General features: G+C 67.1%; 21 protein-coding genes. 15 read left to right on the forward strand and 6 right to left on the reverse strand.

All coding sequences use genetic code 11. The features are described from left to right. Positions 1–13: 13 nt before the first annotated feature. From G567_RS0101860 to G567_RS26260, 6 genes are all read right to left on the reverse strand, one after another. Positions 14–925: an SDR family NAD(P)-dependent oxidoreductase gene (locus G567_RS0101860; protein WP_028928622.1), complete on the reverse strand. Its 912-nt coding sequence runs from the start codon at positions 923–925 to the stop codon at positions 14–16. 92 nt (positions 926–1,017) lie between these two features. Then, positions 1,018–1,428 carry a nuclear transport factor 2 family protein gene (locus G567_RS31680; RefSeq protein ID WP_028928623.1) on the reverse strand — a complete coding sequence of 137 codons (411 nt, stop codon included), beginning with the start codon at positions 1,426–1,428 and terminating at the stop codon, positions 1,018–1,020. A gap of 17 nt (positions 1,429–1,445) precedes the next feature. Then, entirely contained in the window at positions 1,446–3,044 is a 1,599-nt protein-coding gene (locus G567_RS0101870; RefSeq protein ID WP_028928624.1) for an FAD-binding protein, read from the reverse strand. Further along, positions 3,041–4,330: a crotonyl-CoA carboxylase/reductase gene (gene ccrA / locus G567_RS0101875; RefSeq protein ID WP_245585495.1), complete on the reverse strand. Its 1,290-nt coding sequence runs from the start codon at positions 4,328–4,330 to the stop codon at positions 3,041–3,043. Before ccrA ends, G567_RS0101870 begins: the two co-directional genes overlap by 4 nt. 26 nt (positions 4,331–4,356) lie before the next feature. Next, a complete protein-coding gene (locus tag G567_RS0101880; protein ID WP_051232050.1) occupies positions 4,357–5,778 on the reverse strand; it encodes a CoA transferase in 1,422 nt (473 codons plus the stop codon). A 34-nt stretch (positions 5,779–5,812) separates the two neighbouring features. Further along, positions 5,813–7,471: an AMP-binding protein gene (locus G567_RS26260; protein WP_084795684.1), complete on the reverse strand. Its 1,659-nt coding sequence runs from the start codon at positions 7,469–7,471 to the stop codon at positions 5,813–5,815. 426 nt (positions 7,472–7,897) lie between these two features. Here G567_RS26260 and G567_RS0101890 point away from each other — a divergent pair, with 426 nt between their 5' ends. The 15 genes from G567_RS0101890 (at position 7,898) to G567_RS26270 (ending at position 21,167) form a co-directional block, all read left to right on the forward strand. Beyond that, positions 7,898–8,512 (forward strand): RraA family protein, encoded by a 615-nt coding sequence (locus G567_RS0101890; protein ID WP_028928627.1) that lies wholly within the window; start codon positions 7,898–7,900, stop codon positions 8,510–8,512. Between the two features lie 6 nt (positions 8,513–8,518). After that, entirely contained in the window at positions 8,519–9,676 is a 1,158-nt protein-coding gene (locus G567_RS0101895) for a cytochrome P450 (protein WP_028928628.1), read from the forward strand. After that, positions 9,673–10,065, forward strand: a complete 393-nt coding sequence (locus G567_RS0101900; protein ID WP_028928629.1) for a RidA family protein — start codon at positions 9,673–9,675, stop codon at positions 10,063–10,065. Before G567_RS0101895 ends, G567_RS0101900 begins: the two co-directional genes overlap by 4 nt. Next, entirely contained in the window at positions 10,062–11,018 is a 957-nt protein-coding gene (locus tag G567_RS0101905) for an amidohydrolase family protein (RefSeq protein WP_028928630.1), read from the forward strand. The genes G567_RS0101900 and G567_RS0101905 overlap by 4 nt, the downstream gene beginning before the upstream one ends. A gap of 55 nt (positions 11,019–11,073) precedes the next feature. Then, entirely contained in the window at positions 11,074–12,018 is a 945-nt protein-coding gene (locus G567_RS0101910; RefSeq protein WP_051232054.1) for a DODA-type extradiol aromatic ring-opening family dioxygenase, read from the forward strand. After that, the gene (locus G567_RS0101915) at positions 12,015–12,704 is read left to right on the forward strand and encodes an RraA family protein (RefSeq protein WP_028928632.1); all 690 of its coding nucleotides are present in this window, start codon (positions 12,015–12,017) and stop codon (positions 12,702–12,704) included. Before G567_RS0101910 ends, G567_RS0101915 begins: the two co-directional genes overlap by 4 nt. After that, the gene (locus G567_RS0101920) at positions 12,701–13,369 is read left to right on the forward strand and encodes an RraA family protein (protein WP_037055291.1); all 669 of its coding nucleotides are present in this window, start codon (positions 12,701–12,703) and stop codon (positions 13,367–13,369) included. The genes G567_RS0101915 and G567_RS0101920 overlap by 4 nt, the downstream gene beginning before the upstream one ends. A gap of 5 nt (positions 13,370–13,374) precedes the next feature. Further along, the gene (locus G567_RS0101925) at positions 13,375–13,572 is read left to right on the forward strand and encodes a ferredoxin (protein WP_028928634.1); all 198 of its coding nucleotides are present in this window, start codon (positions 13,375–13,377) and stop codon (positions 13,570–13,572) included. 148 nt (positions 13,573–13,720) lie between these two features. After that, positions 13,721–14,959: an NAD(P)/FAD-dependent oxidoreductase gene (locus G567_RS0101930; protein WP_028928635.1), complete on the forward strand. Its 1,239-nt coding sequence runs from the start codon at positions 13,721–13,723 to the stop codon at positions 14,957–14,959. A gap of 47 nt (positions 14,960–15,006) precedes the next feature. Further along, the gene (locus tag G567_RS0101935; RefSeq protein WP_028928636.1) at positions 15,007–16,533 is read left to right on the forward strand and encodes an ABC transporter substrate-binding protein; all 1,527 of its coding nucleotides are present in this window, start codon (positions 15,007–15,009) and stop codon (positions 16,531–16,533) included. Between the two features lie 104 nt (positions 16,534–16,637). Next, positions 16,638–17,042 carry a MarR family winged helix-turn-helix transcriptional regulator gene (locus G567_RS26265; RefSeq protein WP_051232056.1) on the forward strand — a complete coding sequence of 135 codons (405 nt, stop codon included), beginning with the start codon at positions 16,638–16,640 and terminating at the stop codon, positions 17,040–17,042. Positions 17,043–17,171: 129 nt separating this feature from the next. Further along, positions 17,172–18,116, forward strand: a complete 945-nt coding sequence (locus tag G567_RS0101945) for an ABC transporter permease (RefSeq protein ID WP_028928637.1) — start codon at positions 17,172–17,174, stop codon at positions 18,114–18,116. Positions 18,117–18,232: 116 nt separating this feature from the next. After that, entirely contained in the window at positions 18,233–19,078 is an 846-nt protein-coding gene (locus G567_RS0101950; protein WP_261763823.1) for an ABC transporter permease, read from the forward strand. After that, positions 19,075–20,109 carry an ABC transporter ATP-binding protein gene (locus tag G567_RS0101955; protein WP_245585498.1) on the forward strand — a complete coding sequence of 345 codons (1,035 nt, stop codon included), beginning with the start codon at positions 19,075–19,077 and terminating at the stop codon, positions 20,107–20,109. Before G567_RS0101950 ends, G567_RS0101955 begins: the two co-directional genes overlap by 4 nt. Beyond that, positions 20,106–21,167 (forward strand): ABC transporter ATP-binding protein, encoded by a 1,062-nt coding sequence (locus G567_RS26270; protein ID WP_084795691.1) that lies wholly within the window; start codon positions 20,106–20,108, stop codon positions 21,165–21,167. Before G567_RS0101955 ends, G567_RS26270 begins: the two co-directional genes overlap by 4 nt.

The following is a 21,167-nucleotide window of genomic DNA, read 5'->3' on the forward strand; positions in this document are numbered from 1 at the left end:
AGGATCGGGCATGTCAGGCCCCAGGGGCCTGTGGAACAGGCATACCGTAGGTTTCGGGCTGCGCGCCGACGCCGGTCGTCCATGACTCCGCGATGGCCGTCGCCGTCCATCCACCGTCGGAGAAGCTGACCGACTTCTCCTGCGGATGCGACCACAGGGCAAGCTTGTCGCCCCCGAGGCCGATTGCTTGGCCCGTGATCCCGCTCGACCGGTCTGAGGCGAGGAAGACAACCAGCGGGGCGACGTCCTCGACGGTGCCCATACCCTCGTCCTTGCGCAACCAGTCCGGGAACGGCCGTCCGGTGCGCTCGGACTCCTCGATGACCGGGGCCAGCGCGGGAATAGTCTTGGTCATCTCGGTCGCCGCGACCGGGACCACGGCATTCACCGTGATTCCTGCCTTCGCCAGCTCCATGGCCCAGGTCCGGGCCATCGCCACGATGCCTGCCTTGGCCGCCGAATAGTTGGTCTGCCCGAAGTTGCCGCGCTGCCCGGCAGGCGATGAGACAAGGATCAGCCTGCCGCCGGTACCCTGCTCCCGCATCCGCAGCGCTGCAGCACGCGCGCAGGTGAACGTCCCGCGCAGGTGGACGTCGATCACCGCATCGAAGTCCTCGTCGCTCATCTTCCAGAGAACCCGGTCGCGGAGGATGCCGGCATTGGTCACCATCACATCGAGCCGGCCGAACTCCTCGACAGCGGTCGCCACAAGCTGCTCCGCCACTTCGGCGGTGCCCACAGGAGCGACGACGCCGACGGCGCGGCCTCCTGCTCCGGTGATCTCCTTGACGACCTGACCGGCCGACTCGGCGTCGATATCGTTGACCACTACCGCGGCACCCGAGGCGGCGAGTGCCTCCGCGTAACCACGACCGAGTCCTCGGCCGCTACCGGTGACTACGGCGACCTTCCCCTGCAGATCCATGCACGCTCCTTCAGTACTGCTGTTTCTGATGCGCACGCCGATTTACCGACAATGCGAGTGACTGATGTCTGGGACTTCCGATGATTCTCGTGTCACCCCGGCCACTTGAGGTATCGCCTCGAGGTGAACCGCCACTCTCCTGATTCCTTGACCAGTAGATCGTCGTATTCGCCCGCCGCCCGTACCTCGGCGTGCTCGCCGACGAGGACCACGGTCAGGTAGGAGCGGGCCCGCACCGCGTTGCCCTCGGTACGGGTGAGTACGGTGTTGCCCACCCAGTGCTGCATGCTGCACTCGGCCGCATTTGCCTTGGCCCGCTTGACGAATTCGCGCAGGGCGGAACGGCCCTCGATCGGGCCTGACGACCCGTGGAACACACCGTTCTCGGTGAACAGAGTCGCGACCCCGTCGGCGTCACCGGCGTCGAAAGCCCAGCTGTACCTGGCCAGCAGTTCGATGATTAGTTGCCGATCCTCCGCGCTGATGGCCTGGTGATCTGACACGGCCCGCTATCCTTTCGCTAGAGTCCGAGAGTTTCCGGATCGACACCGGCTGCGTCACACGCGGCCAGCGAGCCGAATATCATCGCGCGCATATTTGCGTAGCCGCTCTGATATCCGGTACCCATTTCGTGTAGTGCCATCGAGTTTCCGGTCACATACAGCCCGGGTATCGGTTTGTTCGACCAGTCCAGCACTCGGCCGTTGAGATCAGCGGCCAGGCCGACGTTGGGAATGCCGATGCTTACTGACCGCAGTTCGACCGCGTAGTACGGGGCGGTGTCGATCGGGCCGAGCAGGGGGTGCGGCGCGGTGCCATCGCCCTTGCCTACCGCAACTGGGCGGCTGCCGCGCCTGAACCGGTCGTCCCTGCCCTCGGAGGCTGCCGGGTTGAACACTGCCAGTTCATCGGCAAATCCCTCAGGATCGAAGCCGGCCTTCTCCGCGAGGCCCTCCGGTGTCGATGCGCTCACCACCTCGGCGGGAAGCTCGTCGGCCGGACCCCACGGCCCCACGCCGTAGTGGCGCCGGTAGTGGTCGTCGAAGACGCCCCAGAACGGCTGATTGGCCAGGCATGGCTGGTCGACGTCGACATTGGATAGTGCTGCGGTGTAGGACGGACCGAACGACTCGTCGCAGAACCGCCGGCCGTGCCGGTTGACCATGATCGCGTGGGGCAGCTCGGTCTTGAGGCGGGGCAGGGTTGTCCCCACCCGGAACCGATGATCCACCCATTGCGGCCTGGCGGCGGAGAACACCGGTTTCGCACCGAGCATCCCGGCCAGACGCAGGTGATCACCTGTCACCTCTGGCATGGTCAGGCTGGCCCCGCCAGGTCGCGCGTCGAAGCTGCTGGCCAGATCCGCATTCCAGTCGTAACCGCTGGTGGCGAGGAGGATCCCGCATCGGGCGCGGACCTTGACCTGCTTCCCTCCGACCCGCACCCGCAGACCGACCGCGCGACCATGCTCGCGAACGAGCTCGGTGGTCGCGGCCTCGGTCCACATCTGGATCCCGCGGGAGAGCGCGCCGCCGACCAGGTAACCGGCCAGCCCGCCGCCCAGCGTCCGAATGTCGTCCGCCTCTCGTCGCTCGGCGACCCCCGCGGGAACGCTGCCACGCTTCTCCTCGTTGGTGAGCCGCATCCTGTTCGAGTCGCGGGTGCTTGCCGCCCACTGACCCAGGCACCGACCTGGATATGGCTCGACTTCGAGACAGCGGCCCTCTGCCATCGAGCCGGGCGCCTCGGGGTAGTAGTAGTCGGGCTGCCCCCGCCAGAGACGCCAGCGGATACCGGCACGATCCCGGAAGAACCGCACGACTCCGGGTGCGCGCTCGCAGTAGGTCCGGGCGTGGTCGGGCATGCTGAATCCGCCGCCGACCCACATCATGTAGTCCTGTCCCCGTCGGGGCGAATCTGCGATCCCGAGCTCGGCTTCACAATCGTTGCCGGCCACCCAGACCTGCCCGAGCGACAGCGCGGCGACCCCACCGACCTGGTCGCTCTTCTCCAGCACGAGGACCGTCAGGCCCGCCTCGTGTGCGACGATCGCCGATGCCAGCCCGCCGATACCCCCGCCGATCGTGACGAAGTCGAACTCGGCGTCCCATGAGATCACGACACCCGACCTCCTCCGAGTACGCCCGCGCCGATCAAGGCGACGATGTTGCCGAACACGTCCTCTCCTCGTCCCATCGCGGCGTGCGCGGCGGGCAGCTCCTCGAAACGGATCGCGCGGCCAAGGCACGGGTCGATCCGTCCGGCGAGCACGAGATCGTTGTAGGCTCGGGCCTGCTCGTCGTTGGTGCCGTGGCTTCCCTGTAGCCGCTTCTGCCGGGTCCAGTGGTAGCGCAGGTCGACCATGGCCTCGTACCCGGTGGTGCCCGCGCAGATCACCACCATGCCGCCGGGTTCGCAGACGAAGATGCTTGTCGGAACCGTGCTCTCGCCGGGATGCTCGAACACGATCGCCGGGTCGCGCCGCTCACCCACGATCTCCCAGATCCGTTTGCCGAATGCGCGTGCGCTTGCCGACCAGGCCTCCTGGCCGGCCTTGTCGCTGATCTTCGGCGGGAGGCCCCAGTGGCCGAAGTCGTGGCGGTTGATCCACCCGATTGCCCCGTACTTCACGGCGTACTCACCGCGGCGTTCGTCGGAGACCACGGCGACCACCCGGGCGCCGGCCGCGGCGGCCAGCTGGGCCGCCTGAGTCCCCAGGCCGCCCGATCCTCCCCAGACCAGAACGACGTCGCCGTCGCGGACCTCGTTGCCCGCCCAGCCGTGCAGCATTCGATAGGCGGTGGTGCCGACCAGCGTCGGTGCGGCTGCCTCCTCCCAGGTCAGGTGTTCGGCCTTGGGTAGCAGCTGGTGGCGCTGAACTCGGCAGAACTGAGCGAACGACCCGAAGTTGATCTCGGCGTCGTAGCCCCAGATCCGAGCTGACGGCGCGAGCATCGGGTCCTTGCCCTTGGCGATCCACGGGTCGTCCGGCTCCCAGTACCCGGGGTGGACGACGACGTGCTGGCCGATCTCGACGTCGTCTACGCCGTCGCCGACGGCGTAGACGATGCCGGAGGCATCGCTGCCGCCGATGTGAAAGTCCTCCGCGCCCCCGGCGCGCATGCGCTGGGCGATGACGTCGACGGGATAGCCGCGCGCGGCCCAGACGTTGTTGTAGTTCACTCCGGCGGCCATCACGGCCACCAGCACCTCACCCGGACCGATCCTCGGCGTAGCGATCTTCTCGACCTGGAACGCGGTCGCCGGGTCGCCGAACCGGGACTGCCGGACCACCTGGGCGTACATGTTCCGCGGCACGGTGCCGACCGGAGGCAGCTCGCCCACAGGCACGCTTTCCAGCCCGGGTGTCGTGACGTCGACTCGTGCCTCGTCTGAGATGGACACTGCATTCCTTTCGATGTGGTCCGTGGTCAACGCGGTAGCCAGAGGGGCATGGACGCACCGGCGGGGACCGTGGGCTTGTCCCAGTAGGCGAGGGTTTCGGAGAACTGCGTCACCGGCGCAAGGTGCTCGAGGCGGCCGTAGGGCGTGTCCATCGCGGCCGTCCGCGGCGGGGGCAGAACGAGCCCCTCCGGGACGTCTGGCAGGAGACCGAGGTTCTGCACCCACATTCCGGTACGTGCCAGGGAGAGCTTCACGTGGTAGCTGCCGCCTTCGCGGGAGCGCCGGATGAGCGCAGCGAGAGCGCCGGCCGCCCCCAGGAACCCGGCGAGGAAGTCGCACAGCAGCAATGTGGGCAGCCGCTTCGGCTCGTCCAGCGATCCTTCGGCCGCCGCGATGCCGATCGCGGCCTGGGTCTCTGGGTCGAAACCACGCCGCAGCGCCCACGGTCCACTGTGCCCGAACGCGTTGAGCGAGACGTAGATGATCCCGGGTCGTTTCGCTGCGACCTGGTCGGCCGAGAAACCGCGCCGGGCAAGGGCTCCGGGTGCATACGACTGGACGAAGACGTCGCTGTCGGTCGCCAGCTCGGTGAGACGGCGGCTGTTGTCGGGGACGTCGAGGTCGAGGTAGGCGTGGCGCTTGCCGAACCCGGTGTCAATGACGTTGGTCAGGACGTCCGGCTCCCGGGGAGTCGCGATTCGCAGCACGTCGGCGCCCTGCTCGGCCAGGGTGCGGCTGGTTCCGGGGCCGGCGAGCAGGTGTGCGACATCCAGAACCCGGACTCCGGACAGCGGCCGCGCACCGGGACCGAGCGGTTCGGGGTCGCTGTCGCCGATCTTCTCGATCTCGATCAGAGGAGCCGCGTCGAGAGCCTGTCCCTGGGGATGTCCGCGCCATTCATCGCTGGTGCGGACGACGAGCGCGACCAGGCCGCGAGCTGCGGCTGCCTCCTCGAGCTCGAAGGCCCGCCATCGGGAGACGGCGGCCGCCACCGCGTCCTTGGTATTCGCGCAGTCGAGCAACTCGAGCAGACCGTTGCGCAATCTCAGCCGTGGGCCGATCAGTGAGATCCACCGCCCGTCAGCCGTCCGGTAGAAGCCGTTGATCGGCTCTGGCGGCAGCAGGCTGAGCCCGATCGCCACATCGTTCTGCTTCAGCAGCTTGACCGAGTTCAGCGCGTGCACGGCCTGCGCCGCGTCCACTGTGACGTCTTGGCCTCGGCCCGACCGCATCCGCCAGATGGCACCGACCGCCACACCCTGGGCAGCCAGGGCGGCCGCGGTGGCCGCCGCCAGGCGGTGACGCGAGCTGACAAGCGGATCGTCGCCCTTGATCGTCACTGTCCCGCCCAAGTCGGCCACGGACAGATCCAGGGATGCGAGCAGATCGGCGAGCACCTGATCTGCGGTGGGGGTCGGAGCAAGCCTGCCCTCGGCAAGTGCCGTCATCGGGTTCCTCTCGTTTCGCCAAATGCGGGTGTGGTCATGCGGCTTCGATGATCTTCTTCGCCCAGACCAGATTGGCTTTACCAGCAGGAGTTCGTTCGATCTCGGGTACGAACACCACCACGCGGGGCTTCTTGTAGTCGGCGAGCTGCGCCGCGACGGCCTCGACTACCTCGGCGTCGGTCATGGAGGCGTCCGGCTCCAGGCTGACGATGGCGGCGATGCATTGTCCCCATCGCTCGTCGTCGGCGCCGATCACCACGGCGTCCTTGATCCGCGGCTCCCGGCAGAGGGCCTGCTCGATCTCCTCGGCGAAGACCTTCTCGCCGCCGGTGTTGATGACCTCGCTGCCGCGGCCCAACAAGCGCACCGAGCCGTCCTCGTGCAGCTCAGCGACGTCGCCGGGCACGACCATGGTGCGCTCGTCGATGGTGCGGTAGACGTGCGCGGTCCGTTCGGGGTCGTCGAGATAGCACGCGAAGCCGGGGACCTCGGCGCACAGCAGCCCGGTTCCACGCTGACCGGCTCGCAGGAGCCGGCCATCGAGTGTCAGCACGCCAGCGCCGGGCACCAGCTGGAACGTCGCGGTCTCGGGTCGGGCCTCCCGGCTGCTGACGGAGACCGCGTACGGGCCTCCCTCGGTGGAGGCCAGGACGTCCACAAGCCGGACATCGGCCCGCGACAGCAGCTGGTCCTTGAGGTTGGCCGACCAGACCAGGCCGGAGCTGGAGATCCTGCGAAGGCTCGATAGGTCGTACGGCTGACCGGCCTCGGCGGCCCGCTGGAGTTCCTCCACCAGCGGTTTGGCGAATACGTTGCCGACGATGGCCAGCTCCGTGACGCGATGCCGTTCGACTAACTGCCAGATCTCGCTCGCCTGGAACGACGCTCCCGCGGTGAGCACGACCGTGCCCCCGACGAGCAGCACGCCGAGGCTGTGGAAGAGCCCGGTCCCGTGCATGAGCGGTGACGCGGGGATCGCGACCGGGGCACGCTTGGCGGCATTGACACTGTCGACGATCCGGTAGAGCTCGGCCGCCGTTTCCGGGGGATCGAGCTCCAGCCCGAGGAAGGCGCTCGTCGCGCAGGTGCCGAAGAGGTTGATCTGGTCGCGCAAGACACCCCTCGGCCGACCCGTCGTTCCGCCGGTGAACAGGAGGAAGCGGTCCGTCACACTCAGGCCGAGGTCGGTGATCGGGGCGTGCGCGGCGAGGAAGCGTTCGTAGTCCAGCATGCCGGCCCCGATCTGGCCGGCATCTGGATCGAGCCCGATCAGGACGGGCCGAGACGACAGGGATGCTGAGATCTCAACGGCCTGCGGTGTGCGCGCGGGATTCACGATCATCGCGTCGATGCGAGCGCCTTCGAGCAGGTCGGTCAGTTCGGACGCGCGGTAGCGGTAGTTGACGTTTACCGCGAGCGCGCCGAGCTTACCCAGCGCGAGGACCACCTCGAGGTATTCAATGCAGTTGTGCAGCACGATGGCCACGCGTGAACCATTGCGCACTCCCACGGAGGAAAGGCCGGCTGCGAGGCGGGCGGAGCGCTCATCGAGTTCGGCATAGGTGCGGGACCGGTCGCCCTGTACGACAGCAATCGCGGCAGGTACCTGCGCCGCCACACCGCTGAGGAGAACTGCCACGCTTTCCTTCACGAGGCCGTGCTCCGGCGCGAACTGAAAATGAATCTGCAGCATCGTGCTGGAATCGCATTATAGCGACTCATAACTTGCATGACGCACCTCGACGAACGCGTGGACGAGTGGGTAATGAAATGACGCTGATGCCGAACATCGTTGTGGCCTCGGTGTCCGTTCATATGCGGTCCAGAAGCTAGGTGGGCCCGGGCCAAATGTCAAGGTTCTTGATACAGACCCTGGCTCACGGTGTCCGGCGTGCCGTCGCAGGGTGCGACGAGCGCGGGTGGCTGCCGCTCCTCGCCGCACTGTATCAAGGCTCTTGACATAGATGCCACTCGTGCCCATGCTTGCGTGCGCCGCCTCGCGGTCGATCGAGAGCGGCCCGCCGCCTCCGCAGCCGCCCGGAAGACGGCGGTGCGGGTGCCACGACCTCACGCCGGGCTGGAGTAGGTCGATCGGACAGGGAAGTCAGGAGACCGTCGGTTGTCTGTAGTCAGTGATGCCCTGCGGGCAGGTTCGGCCACCCTCCATGAGGCCATGGGGCGTCAAGGCGCTCTGCCGGCCGCCGTCAAGCCTGTGTGCGAGGGGTTCGAACTCGCCGGACCGGCCTTCCCGGTGCGGTCCCCGGTCGGGGACAACCTGTGGTTGCACCGGGCTGTCTACGCTGCGCAGCCGGGCGAGGTGCTCGTGGTGGCCGTGCCGGAGCAACCCGAGTTCGGGTACTGGGGGGAGATCCTCTCGGTCGCGGCCGCCGCCCGAGACCTTGCCGGCCTCGTCATCACGGGGGGCGTCCGGGACGTCGCTGCGCTGCGGGACGTGGCGTTTCCGGTCTTCGCGGGCGTGGTGTGCATCCGCGGAACGATCAAGGATCCGGCCGGCAGGGGAGCGCTGGGCGAACCGGTGCGCATCGGCGACGTTGTCGTCCGGCGTGGCGATTTCGTGCTCGGTGACACCGATGGGGTAGTTGTCGTGCCCGCCGCCGACCTGCACCGCACGATCGAGGCGGCCGGAGAGCGCACCGCGAAGGAGAACGAGGTGCTGGCCCGCCTGCGTGCCGGAGAAAGCACGCTCGACATCTACCAGCTTCTGAAGGTGTGAATTTCAATGCCTCAGTTCGATCTGTTCGATCCGGAATTCCTGGACGACCCCTGGCCGACCTACCGGCTTCTCCGGAACGAGGCACCAGCCTTCTACGTCGAGGATCTCGGCGTGTGGTTGGTGACCCGGTACGACACGGTGCTGTCCGCCACCACCGACACGCGCACCTGGTCGAACGCGAAAGGCAACGCGTTCCCGCGCGATATCCCCGAACGGATGGGGAACACCCTCGGCGCGACCGACCCGCCCAAGCACGATCGCCTCCGGCGCCTGGTGATGAAGGCGTTCACCCCCCGGCGGGTGGCCGCGATGGAGCCGGTCGTGCGGACGCGGACCAAGGATCTGCTGAGCCGGCTCGCGGGCCGTGACCGGTTCGACTTCGTCGGGGATTTCGCCACGGACCTGACCTCGAGCCTGGTGGCACTGATCCTCGGCGTGCCCGAGGAAGATCTTCCCCGGGTCTCCAGGATGGTCGATGAGAGTTTCACCGTGGTGCCGGACCAGCCGACCGCCGGTCTGCAGCCGGTCTTCGACTACCTGGCCGGCCTGGTCGAGCAACGGACCCGCGAACCGCTGGACGATGTCATCAGCGGACTGGTGCAGGCCGAGGTCGAAGGGCGGCGGCTGGATCAGCACGAGGTGGTGGTGACCGCCGGGACGATCATGGCCGCGGGATACGCCTCGACCGTGCACGCGCTGGGCAACATGTTCGTCGCGCTGGCCAAGAACCCAGATGCCCGGCGAGAGATCCGCGAGGACCCGAGTCTCGCCGCGGCAGCGTTCGAAGAATCGCTGCGCTATGACGCCGCCGCGCATATCTTCGGCCGGACCACCCTCGTCCCCATCGAGGTGCACGGCAGGGTGATTCCCGAGGGCGCGCGCGTGGGCCTGTGCTATGGATCGGCGAACCGGGATGAACGGGCCTACCCGGAGCCGGACCGGTTCTGGGTGGGGCGCCCGCTGGACAGCCGGCACCTCGGTTTCGGGATGGGACCGCACTTCTGTCTCGGGTCACCGCTGGCCCGCCTGGAGGCGCGGGTCCTGCTCGAGGAGTCGCTTCCGGTCCTCGGGGACTACTCGGTGGACGTCGGACCGGCCCAGCGTCTGCGGACCCCGGCGTTCCACGGCTACACCAGCATTCCGACCCAGGTCTCGACGTCATGAAGCGGCGGACGATCGAGGTGCCCGGGCTGCATCACGGCGGGGCACCGTTCCCGATCGCGGCGGTCGTCGATCGGTTCCTGCAGTCGAGTGCGGTGCACGGGATGGACCCGAACACCGGGGAGATCGCCGGTACCGCGGAGGACCAGGCCGAGCAGGTCTTCCACAACGTCCGGCTCATCCTCGAGGCAGCCGGCAGCGGTCTTGACGACGTGGTCGCGGCGACGGTGTTCATCGCCGACGAATCGGTGCGACGGGTGGTCGACCCCGTGTGGGTGAAGACCTTTCCCGATCCGCGCTCCCGGCCGACCAGACACACGGTTCTCGCCCCGCTACGGCGGCCAATGCTCATCCAAGTCCAGTTCAACGCCGTCCTAGAGGAACGACAGTGATCATCGACAGCCACGGCCACCTCGTCGCCCCTCCCTCGTTCTACGGATCGTGGACCTACCTCGAGGGCGCCGGAAGGCACCACGGGCGACGCCACCTGGAGATCGACGAGGCCGCCCACCGCGCGGCGGCCGACGAGCACGTCCGTCTGCTCGACGCGGTGGGCACCGATGTCCAGCTGGTCTCCCCCCGCCCGTTCGTGCTCAAGCACTCGGCACGCCCCAAGGAGATCGTCCACTGGTGGGTGAGCCACAACAACGACGCGGTGGCCTTCGAGGTGAAGCAGCATCCGGACCGTTTCCGTGGGCTCGCCGGACTCCCGCAGGCCGACGGTGAGCCGATCGAATCCGTCTTCGAGGAACTGGAGCGCTGCCTCGACATGGGGTTCGTCGGGGTCCTGCTCAACCCCGACCCGAGCGAGGGGCGCGGCACCACACCCACGCTCGGCGACCCATACTGGTACCCGCTCTACGAGAAGCTCTCCGCATCGGACGTTCCCGCGCTGGTGCACAGCGCGGGCTGCTTCGGCCGGGAGAACTACAGCGAGCATTTCATCAGCGAGGAGAGCCTGGCCATCGGTTCGTTGATCGAGGCCGATGTGCTGGGCAGGTTCCCAGATCTGAAGCTGATCATCCCCCACGGCGGCGGCTCGATCCCGTACCAGCTGGGCAGATGGACCGCGCACTACGCGAGGGATGCACGGCCCGGGGACAGACCGTACCTCGACCGGCTGCGTGACCTGTGGTTCGACACCTGCCTGTACACCCAGGAAGCGCTGGAGCTGCTGATCAAGGTGGTTGGGCACGACCGGGTCCTGTTCGGCACCGAGCGCCCCGGCAGCGGTGGACATCTAGACGACCTCAAGCCGGTGGTGGAGGCGATCGAGTTCCTCACCCAGCAACAGCGGAACGATCTCTTCGAAGGAAACGCGCGCACGGTTTACCGCAGGATCTGACTCAGGAGTGAAAATGTCAGAAATCGTTGCTGTGGCGGGGAGCTCGCACAGCCCAATGCTGGCGCAGGAACCGGCGATGATGTGGAAACTGCGCGCCGAGCAGGACAAGACCTACGACCAGTTGCATGACACCGAGGGCGCCCTGGTGCCGTATGCCGAACTGGAGGCACGGGCGGGCGAAAGGTTCTCGTCCGACATCGTCCCCGAGATCTGGAACGAGCGCTATGCGCGGGCGCAGGCGTCGATCGAGCGGCTGAGTGCGGACCTGCGCGCGCTCGACCTCGATCTCGTGATCATCGTCGGCGACGACCAGGAAGAGCTGTTCGATTTCAGCAACCTTCCGGCGATCAGCGTGTTCTACGGCGAGATGATGACGATGGAGGACCCGGACGCCGACAATCACGGGCGGCCGATCCCGGCCGAGATCCAGCGCCGCCTCGGCAACGACGGCGCCGTCTATCGCGCGGACGCGGCGGCAGGCCGGTTCCTGATCGAAAGCCTGATCGAGCAGGAGTTCGACGTCGCCTCGACGAATGCCGAGCCGACGGGAACCGGTTTCGGGCATGCCTACGGCTGGGTCCTCGGACGCCTGCTCAGTGGGGCCGACATTCCGGCAGTACCGATCATGCTGAACACGTACTTCCCGCCCAACCAACCGACCGCCGCGCGGTGCTACGAACTCGGGCAGGCCCTGCGCAAGGCCGTGGAATCCCTTCCGGGGCAGCGTCGCGTCGGCGTCGTGGCATCGGGCGGTCTGAGCCATTTCGTGGTCGACCACGACCTCGATCAGCGTGTCCTCGAGGCCATGCGGGCACACGACGCGGCCTTCCTGCGCAGCATCCCCCAACGCAAGCTCCGCTCCGGCACCTCGGAGATCAGGAACTGGGTGACGGTCGCGGGTGCGTCCGAGCATCTGACGGCGCGATGGATCGACTACATCCCGGCGGTACGCACCCTCGGCGGCACCGGCATCGGCCTGGCGTTCGGGCTGTGGTCATGACCATCGACGAGATCATGCAGCGCCTGGCGACGCTGGACACCCCGACCGTGTCCGACGCGCTCGACCGTCTGGACTGCCCCGGCGCGGTGCTCGGGGTCCACGGACTCAGCGGGGGATCCCGGATCAGCGGCCGGGTCGTGACCGTCGAGCTCGGCCCGCCCGACGCCGGCCCGCCCGCGCCGAGCGGTCAGCCACCGTCGACCCCGGCCAGGCACCTCGGAACGGCCGCGGTCGAGGCGAGCGGGCCGGGTGACGTGATAGTCGTGGCCAACGGCGGGCGAACCGAGGTCGCGGGTTGGGGCGGGGTACTCAGCCTCGCTGCTCACCTGCGCGGTGTCGAAGGCGTACTGGTCGACGGCGCGGTCCGGGACGTCGACGACGCGGTGCGGCTGAGCTTCCCGGTCTACGCGCGGCGGGCCGTACCGCGCACTGCCCGTGGTCGCGTTGTGGAGCACAGCTGGAATGAGCCCATCCGCTTCGCCGACATCGCCGTGTCGCCAGGTGATCTGGTGATCGCGGACCGCAGCGGCGTGGTGTTCGTGCAGCGGGTGGCGGCCGTCGACGTGCTGCGGGTGGCGGGAGAGATCGCCGCCCACGAGTCGGCCATGGTCCGGCGGTTGTATGCGGGTGAGCCGGTGTCCCAGGTGATGGGCGCCCACTACGAGGAACTACTGGAGGACCGGTGAGTCAGCTGAGTGAGCGGGAGATTCTGGACCGGTTGCGTGCGCTCGATACGAGTGAGCTCAGCGACGCCCTCGACCGGCACGGGGTCGCGGGACAGTGCCACGGGTTGTTTCCGGTGGACCGCGCCATGCACTTCGCCGGCCAGGCGTTCACCGTGCGCTACGGCCCGGCCGGCTCACCTCCGGGCGACGTGGGTGATTTCATCGACGACCTCGGCCCCGGCACGGTTGTCGTCCTCGACAACCAGGGCCGCACCGACGCGACGGTCTGGGGAGACCTGCTCACCAGCGTCGCGAGCGTGCGGGGCGTGGCCGGCACAGTGATCGACGGGGTGTGCCGGGACAGCTCGGTATGTGTGGACCTCGGCTATCCGGTGTTCAGCCGGGGCCGCTGGATGCGCACCGGGAAGGACCGGGTCCAGGTCGAGGCCTACCAGGCCCCGGTATCGATCGGCGGCGTTCGCGTCGTTCCCAGTGACTACCTGATCGGCGACGCCGACGGCGTCGTGGTGGTACCGGCCGGCGAGGTCACGACGGTGCTCGCCAGCGCCGAGGAGATCCGCGATGCTGAGCAACAGATCCGCAAGCTCGTCGGGGCGGGTGCTCGCTTGCGCGAAGCACGGGAACAGACCGGCTACCACCGGCTGCAGTCGCGGGCCGAGGGCTGATCCGGATGCATGTGCGCATCGATCAGGAACTGTGCCGCGGTAATGGGGCATGCGTCGTCGCCGCGCCCAATGTCTTCGACTACGACGAGGGGACCGACCGGGGGACGGTGCTGATGCCCGACGTTCCCGCGTCCGAGGAAGCCAACGTGCGGATGGCTGCCATGCATTGCCCGACACGAGCCCTCGCTGTGGTGGAGCCGTAGGGCGCGTGCGCCCCGCGATCGGATTCGGTGAGAAATGACGAGGAGTAACAGTGTCGGCAATCACCGATCTGAATCCGGACGACACCCGCGAGGACAAGATGCTGGATTGTGTGAAGAACCGGCGTCGACCGCTACTCGGGACCGGTACATGAGCACCGAGCGGGGAACCGTCGTCGTCGGCGCCGGGCATGCGGGAACACAGGTCGCGTTCTCTTTGCGGGAGGCCGGATATCGGAAGCCCGTGGTCGTGATCGATTCGGAACCGGACCTGCCGTACCAGAAGCCGCCGCTGTCGAAGACCTTTCTCAGCGGTGACCAGAGCATCAGTCAGATCGTGTTTCGCCCGCGTGAGTTCTACTCGTCCCAGGGAATCACGCTACTGGCCGGTCGGCAGGCGGATGGAATCGACCGGAAATCTCGCACGGTCTTGCTCGCCGGAGGTACCGGTGTTCCCTACGAACACCTGGTGCTCGCGGTTGGGTGCACTCCGAAGCGGCCAGACATCGAGGGCGCCGGGCTGGATGGCGTGTTGACGTTGCGGAGCCTCCGCGACGCAAGGCGGCTGAGGAGCAGCCTGCTGACCGCCAGCAGAGTGGTCATCGTCGGCGGCGGATTCCTCGGGCTCGAGATCGCGGCGGCCGCGCGCACCCTGGGCAAGCACGTCTCCGTGATCGAGGTACAGGATCGTCTGCTGGAGCGTGCGGTATCAGCCCCGGTCGCAGCGCATGTCGCAGGCGTGCATGCCGACCGTGGTGTGAACGTTCGCTGCGGAGTCCAGGTCGGACGGATCGTCGACGACGGCAGCGGTCGGGTGGCAGCGGTCGAGACGACCGACGGCTCGGTCGTTCCGGCCGACCTGGTGGTGGTGGGGATCGGCGTGTCCCCGAACGAGGAACTCGCCACCACCGCGGGACTGGACGTGGCCGGTGGGATCGTGGTCGACTCCGAATTGTCGACGAAGGATCCGTGCATATCGGCCGTTGGTGATTGCGCGCGGTTTCCGAGCCCCGATGGAGCCGGCTCGGTGCGTATCGAATCGGTCCAGAACGCGCTCGATCAGGCAAGGTCGGTCGCGAAAAAGATCGTGGGGAGGCCGGCGCCCTACCACGCGATGCCGTGGTTCTGGAGCGAGCAGTTCGGCACGAAGGTCCAGATGGTGGGGCTGACCGGCGGTTGCGACAACGTGCGGCTCACCGGAAGCGTCGACGAGGGAAAGTTCTCCGCTTTTTGTTTCCGCGATGGTCTGCTGCGTGGTGTCGAATCCGTCAACTCGCCTCGCGACCATATCGTGGCCCGCAAGACCATGTCCGTTACGCGACTCTTGTCGCTCGATCAGCTGGACCGAGCCGGCTTCGATTTGCGAGATCTCGGCGGCATCCCGAGATAAGTCCCGCCTCGGTGCCCGACGGCGTACACCGGAAAGGAAGAACGGCGATGAAGAAGATCCTCGTCTTGGTGGCAGGTCTAGCCCTGCTGCTGTCGGGGTGCTCGGGTAACCGGGCCGGACAAGCCGGCCAGGGCGGCGACGCGGTCATCGATCGCAACGCCGAGATCCGGATGATCTACTTCCGGGACAGCCCGACCTGGGACCCGCACAGATCGCCCGCCACGATCGACGAAACCATGCTGTTCCTCGCGTACGACCGCCTGCTGCACCTGGACCGCGAAGGAAAGGTCATTCCAGGGGCGGCCGACCGATGGGAGCTCAGCCCGTCGGGGCTGAGCCTGCACATCCGGGAAGGACTCAGCTTCCACGACGGCACGCCACTCGACGCCGCAGCGGTGAAGGCCAATCTCGACCGGGCGCGCACCCTGCCTGAGTCGGTGGTACGAGGAGACCTGGCCAGCGTGACCGCAGTGGAGACCGAGGGGACGTCCACTGTTGTCCTGCGGACCGGCACCTCCGAGGTAAGCCTGCTCGGCGCCCTGACCGGGCGCGCTGGCGCGCTGATCAGCCCCAAGGCGTTCGACGATCCCTCGCTCGGCGTGAACGCCGCGGGCTCGGGCATGTATCAGATGGTGGCGCACAACCCCAACATCGCGGCCACGTTCCAGCGATTCGAGAAGTACTGGAATCCGGGGGCGGTTCAGGCGGCCGGGATCGAGCTGCGCTTCGTGTCCGATCCAGCCGCCCGGGTCAATGCGTTGCGGTCGGGGCAGGCCGACATCGTCTACCTCGACACCGATCAGATCTCCCAGGTGACCGACATGGGCGATGTCGGGGTGGTCTCGGGCGGTGTCGCGGGAGCGAAGGTCGTCCAGCTCAACCCAGATCGGGTCCCCGCCCTCAAGGACAGCCGGGTTCGGCAGGCGCTCAACTACGCGATCGACCGCCAGGGGATCATCAACGGCGTGATCTTCGGGAAGGGGACGCCGGCGTTCCAGCTCTACCCAGAGGGTCATGCCGCCCACAGCCAGGAAGCCGAGGGTCGTTACCCCTACGATCCGGAGAAGGCCAGGCAACTGCTGACTGAGGCCGGTTACCCGGACGGTTTCGAGTTCACCGTCCTGGCCGGTGTGGACTCCCAGGTCGACCTGCAGGCTGTTCAGTCCCAGCTGGCCGCAGTTGGGGTCAAGATCGGGATCGAGGTCGTCACCGGGAACAACGGGATCACCAGATTCTGGGTCGAGAAGGCCGCGGATGCTCTGGCGTTCCGGATCGTGGCCAAGGCGGACCCCGGGTCGACGTTCGCGCAGTACTTCCTGCCCAGCGCCAGCAACCCCGGTGCTGTGACCAGCGATGCCGTGGTGTCGCTGATGAAGGAGCAGGGTGGTGAGCAGGATCAGGAAAAGCGCGCCTCCCTGCATCGTTCGATCGCGAACCAGGTTTCTGAAGAGCCGTTGAGCCTGCTCTTCCTGTACAGCCCGCAGTTCGGCTGGGCGACATCGGACAAGGTGGCAGGTCTGCGTGTCCCCCTGGTCGGCATGACAACATTCGACGGAGTCGGCGTGGGTCGGTGAAGCGCCGTGTCGAAATTGACACCTACTTATGAGGGCCGATGACGAAATACGATGATTCGTCGATTGAGCGCAGGAAGGTCCCGAGAACTCGGACCATGTATCTAGTGAAGCAGCTGGAGATGGCGATTCGCGGCAAGATCGAGCGAGCCACTCGAAACGTCGGGCTGACGGTGCCGCAGTACATTGCGCTCACGATCCTGCAGCGAAACCCGGGAATCTCGTCGGCGCAGCTTGCCAGAGGGACCTTCGTGAGCGCTCAGGCAGCGAACGAGCTCGTCAACGCCTTGGAGGCGAAGGGGTTCATCAATCGTGCACCGAGCCCGAAACACGCGAAGGTACTTGAGATCCGGCTGTCGAACAAGGGCTCGAGCGTTCTGGATTCCTGCGAGATCGAGATCGACGAGATCGAGGAACAGATGCTCAGCGAGGTGAGTGAGTCCGAGGTCCTTGATTTCCGGCAGACACTGCGGGCCTGTATCACCGCGATGAGCAAACCGGCTGCCGACTGACGCTATTCCCACGTTTCGGCACGAGGCCGATTCGGTGCTAGATCCCGGTCCGGCGAGTGGATCGGGCATAGGAGCACGATCCGGCAAAGACGTCGGCAGTGCCGGCAAGTCAACCCGAGAGGAGTCACCTTGGCCGGTCTCCTGGTAAATCGAATCCTGCGATCGGTTCCCCTGGTCTTGCTCATCACACTCGGTGTGTACGGGCTGGTCTTTCTGATTCCAGGAGATCCCGCGGCCACCCTCGCCGGGGACAATCCGACCCCGGAGCAGATCGCGCACATCCGGCAGAGCCTGGGACTGGACCGTCCAGCGGTCGAGCAGTACCTGGGGTGGCTGCTGGACGCAGTCCGCGGGCAGCTCGGCCAGTCCCTCTACACCGGGGCCGACGTGACCGGGATGATCCTCGACCGGTTCGGCGTAACCGCGTGGTTGTCCGTCCTCGCCGTTCTGGTAGCCGTTGTCATTGGGATTCCGGCAGGAGTTCTCGCCGCGGCTGCGCGAGGGTCGTGGATCGATCGGGCCATCACCGTTGCCGTGACCGCGGGCATCGCTATCCCGGGCTTCTGGCTGGGGCTGATGCTCATCATCGTGTTCGCATTGCAGGCGGGCGTCTTCCCCGCCGGGGGTTACACTCCGATCTCGGAAGACTTCGGAGAGTGGCTCCTACATGTCACTCTGCCGGCGGTGACGCTGGCCGCCGCGCCGGCCGCTGAACTGGCGCGGCACACCAGGAGTGCGATGCTGGGCGTGCTCGAGCAGGACTACATCCGTAGCGCACGAGCCAAGGGCGTCGCGGAGTGGGCGGTGCTGATCCGGCACGGCCTGAAGAACGCCGCCGGTCCGGTCATCACGGTCCTCAGCTTCCAGGCTGCCCTCCTGCTGGGTGGATCGGTGATCGTCGAGCAGATTTTTGGGATGCCCGGGCTGGGCAGCCTTGCGATCCAGGCGGTTCATGACAAGGACCTTCCGGTCCTGCAGGGCGTCGTCCTGGTCGCGGCCCTGATCGTGATGATCATCAATCTCCTCACCGACTTGGCTTACGGCTTCCTCAACCCGAAGGTCCGCGCGGTATGACACACACGACCACCACCTCGAGCCCGGACTCGGCCACGACCTGTGGCGACGCCGCCTGGGAGCGACTGAACGCGACGTACGTCGATGCCGCGGAGGAGACCTCCGCAGCGCCTCCGGTGAGCGCGAAGAGGCGGTTCCTGCGACGTTTCCTGCGCTCCCGCGTTGCCGTCGTCGCGTTGCTCGTCCTGCTGCTCGGAGCGGCTGCTGCCGTCTTCGCGCCCGCGCTTGCGCCCGTCGACCCGCTGGCGCAGGACCTTGGCAAGGTGCTGCGGCCGCCCGGCGGGGAGAACCTCCTGGGAACCGACGAACTGGGGCGTGACGTTCTGAGCCGCCTGCTCTTCGGCGCGCGGGTATCCCTGCTCGCCGCCGTCGAAGGCACCGCGATCGCCCTACTGCTCGGGGTCCTGCCGGGCTTGGCCGCTGGATACCTGGGCCGTCGCGTCGACCGGATCATCATGTTGTTCACCGATGCGCTGATGAGCTATCCAGCGATCATCCTGGCCATTGCCATCATCGGTGCGATCGGACCGGGCCTGACGAACGCAATGCTCGCGGTCGGGATCATCACAGCACCCCGGGTGGTCCGGCTGGTGCGCGGTGTCGTGCTCGGCATCCGCGAGGAGACCTATATCGAGGCTTCGCGGACGATCGGAACGCCGACCGCGCGCATCATCGTGCGCCATGTCCTCCCCAACGCGCTCGCCCCTGTGATCGTCTTCGGATCGATCATGGCTGGGCAGGCGATGCTGATCGAGGCGGGTCTGAGCTTCCTCGGCCTGGGTGTCCAGCCGCCCGATGCGAGCTGGGGCAGCATGCTCGGCACCGCGTTCCGCTACGTCAGCCGCTCACCGACGCTCATCGTCTTCCCCGGTCTCGCGATCGCCGTGACGGTGCTGGCCTTCAACGTGCTGGGTGACGGACTTCGGGATTCGCTCGGCAGGGAGAACAGGGGTGAGCGATGATCACGAACGGGTCACGCGTCGAACAGCCAGCCATGAACGAGACGTCGGCACCGGTGCTGGCTGTGGAAGACCTGACGGTGGAGGTGCCCGTCGATCGTATTTGGCGGCCGGTTGTCGAGCAGGTGTCGTTCTCGGTGCGGAAGGGGGAGACGCTTGGGCTCGTCGGTGAGTCCGGGTCTGGAAAGACCATGACCAGCCTCGCTGTCATGGGCCTGCTCTCCAGGAACTCGGCCCGTATCGCACATGGCAGTATCCGCCTCACCGGGCAGGAGCTCGTGGGTGCGGGTCGCCGCCAGCTCGACCAACTCCGCGGCGACCGAATCGCCATGATCTTCCAGGAGCCGATGACATCGCTGAACCCCAGCATGAAGATCGGCGAGCAGATCGTCGAGGCCGTGCGGCGACACCGACCGGTGTCCAGGGCCGAGGCCCGGCGAAGGGCAGTGGAGGTGCTGGATCTCGTGGGCGTCCCCTCGGCCGCGAGCAGAGTGAACAGCTATCCGCACGAATTCTCCGGCGGGATGCGGCAACGCGCGATGATTGCGATGTCGCTCGCCTGCGATCCCGACGTCCTGATCGCGGATGAGCCGACGACCGCACTCGATGTGACGATTCAGGCGCAGATCCTCGACCTGCTGCGGCAGATGCGCGATGAGCTGGGGCTGGCCCTGCTGTTCATCACCCACAGCATGGGGGTGGTCGCCGACATCTGCGACCGCGTCGCGGTGATGTACCACGGCCAGGTCGTGGAGCAGGCAGACGCGGATGACCTGTTCGAACGGCCGAGGCATCCCTACACCGAAGGTCTGCTGCGGGCGATGCCCACGCTCGTCGTCCGGGAAGGTCGCTTACCCCTGATCCCGGGGCGGCCGCCGCAGGCGACGATGAGACCGACGGGATGCGCATTTTCTCCCCGCTGCCCGTACCGCATCGCCGCGTGCACCGAAGTGCCCCCGGCACTCTTCTCGACCGGTGATACGGGTGTGACGCGCTGCATCCGTCCCGGCCTGCCACTGCAGGGAGCAACATGAACGGCAACGTTGTCCTCTCCGTCTCAAACCTCTCGGTCGAGTTCCCGCTTCGCGGCGGCCTGTTCCGGCGGGCCGCGCGGTTGCAGGCCGTCCAGCATTTGAGTTTCGAGCTACGGCCGCACGAGGTGCTGGGCATCGTCGGTGAATCCGGTTCCGGCAAGTCGACCACCGCGCGAGCGATACTTCGCCTCGAGAAGCCGTCCGAAGGCACGATCTGGATGGACGGCGAGGATGTCTCGACGCTGTCGGAACGGCAGTTCCGGATGCGTCGGCGCAAGATTCAGATGGTCTTCCAGGACCCGTACTCCTCGCTCGACCCGTCCATGGTGATCGCGGACAGCATCGGCGAACCACTGGAGATCCACGGCGGGCTGCGCGGGGGAGAGCGCGATCGCCGGGTAGCCGAGTTGCTCTCACTGGTCGGACTCGGCCCACAGCAGATGAACCGCTATCCGCATGAGTTCTCCGGCGGGCAGCGGCAGCGGATCGCCATCGCTCGGGCCATCGCGATGGAGCCGAGCATCCTGGTGTGCGACGAGGCCGTCAGCGCACTGGACGTCTCGACACAGAACCAGATCATCAACCTGCTGGCGGACCTGCGTGAGCGGCTGGGCATGGCGTACCTGTTCATCTCGCATGACCTGGCGGTGGTCAGACATATCGCCGACCGGGTGCTCGTCATGTACCTGGGTCGTGCGGTCGAGGAGGGCCCCAGCACGCGGATCTTCGAGGCTCCAGCGCACCCGTACACGCGCGCGTTATTGGATGCCTTGCCGACGCCTAACCCCGCGACACAGCGGCGCAAGCGCAAGAACCGTCTCGAGGGCGAACTGCCGGACCCGGCGAGCCTGCCGAAGGGATGCGCCTTCCAGACTCGCTGTCCGCGGGTCATGCAGATCTGCCGCACCGAGGCTCCATCGGCGCGGCCCGTGAGCGGCGGCGGATCCGTCGCCTGCCACCTCCATCCCGACGAGCCGGCAGCGCCACCGCAGCACATTTCCGTCACCTCGGCCGGAATCGACCTCACCGATGAGACGAACGAAAGGCAGCCCCGATGA

This window comes from Pseudonocardia asaccharolytica DSM 44247 = NBRC 16224, assembly GCF_000423625.1.
In the GTDB taxonomy this organism is placed as follows: Bacteria; Actinomycetota; Actinomycetes; order Mycobacteriales; family Pseudonocardiaceae; genus Pseudonocardia; species Pseudonocardia asaccharolytica.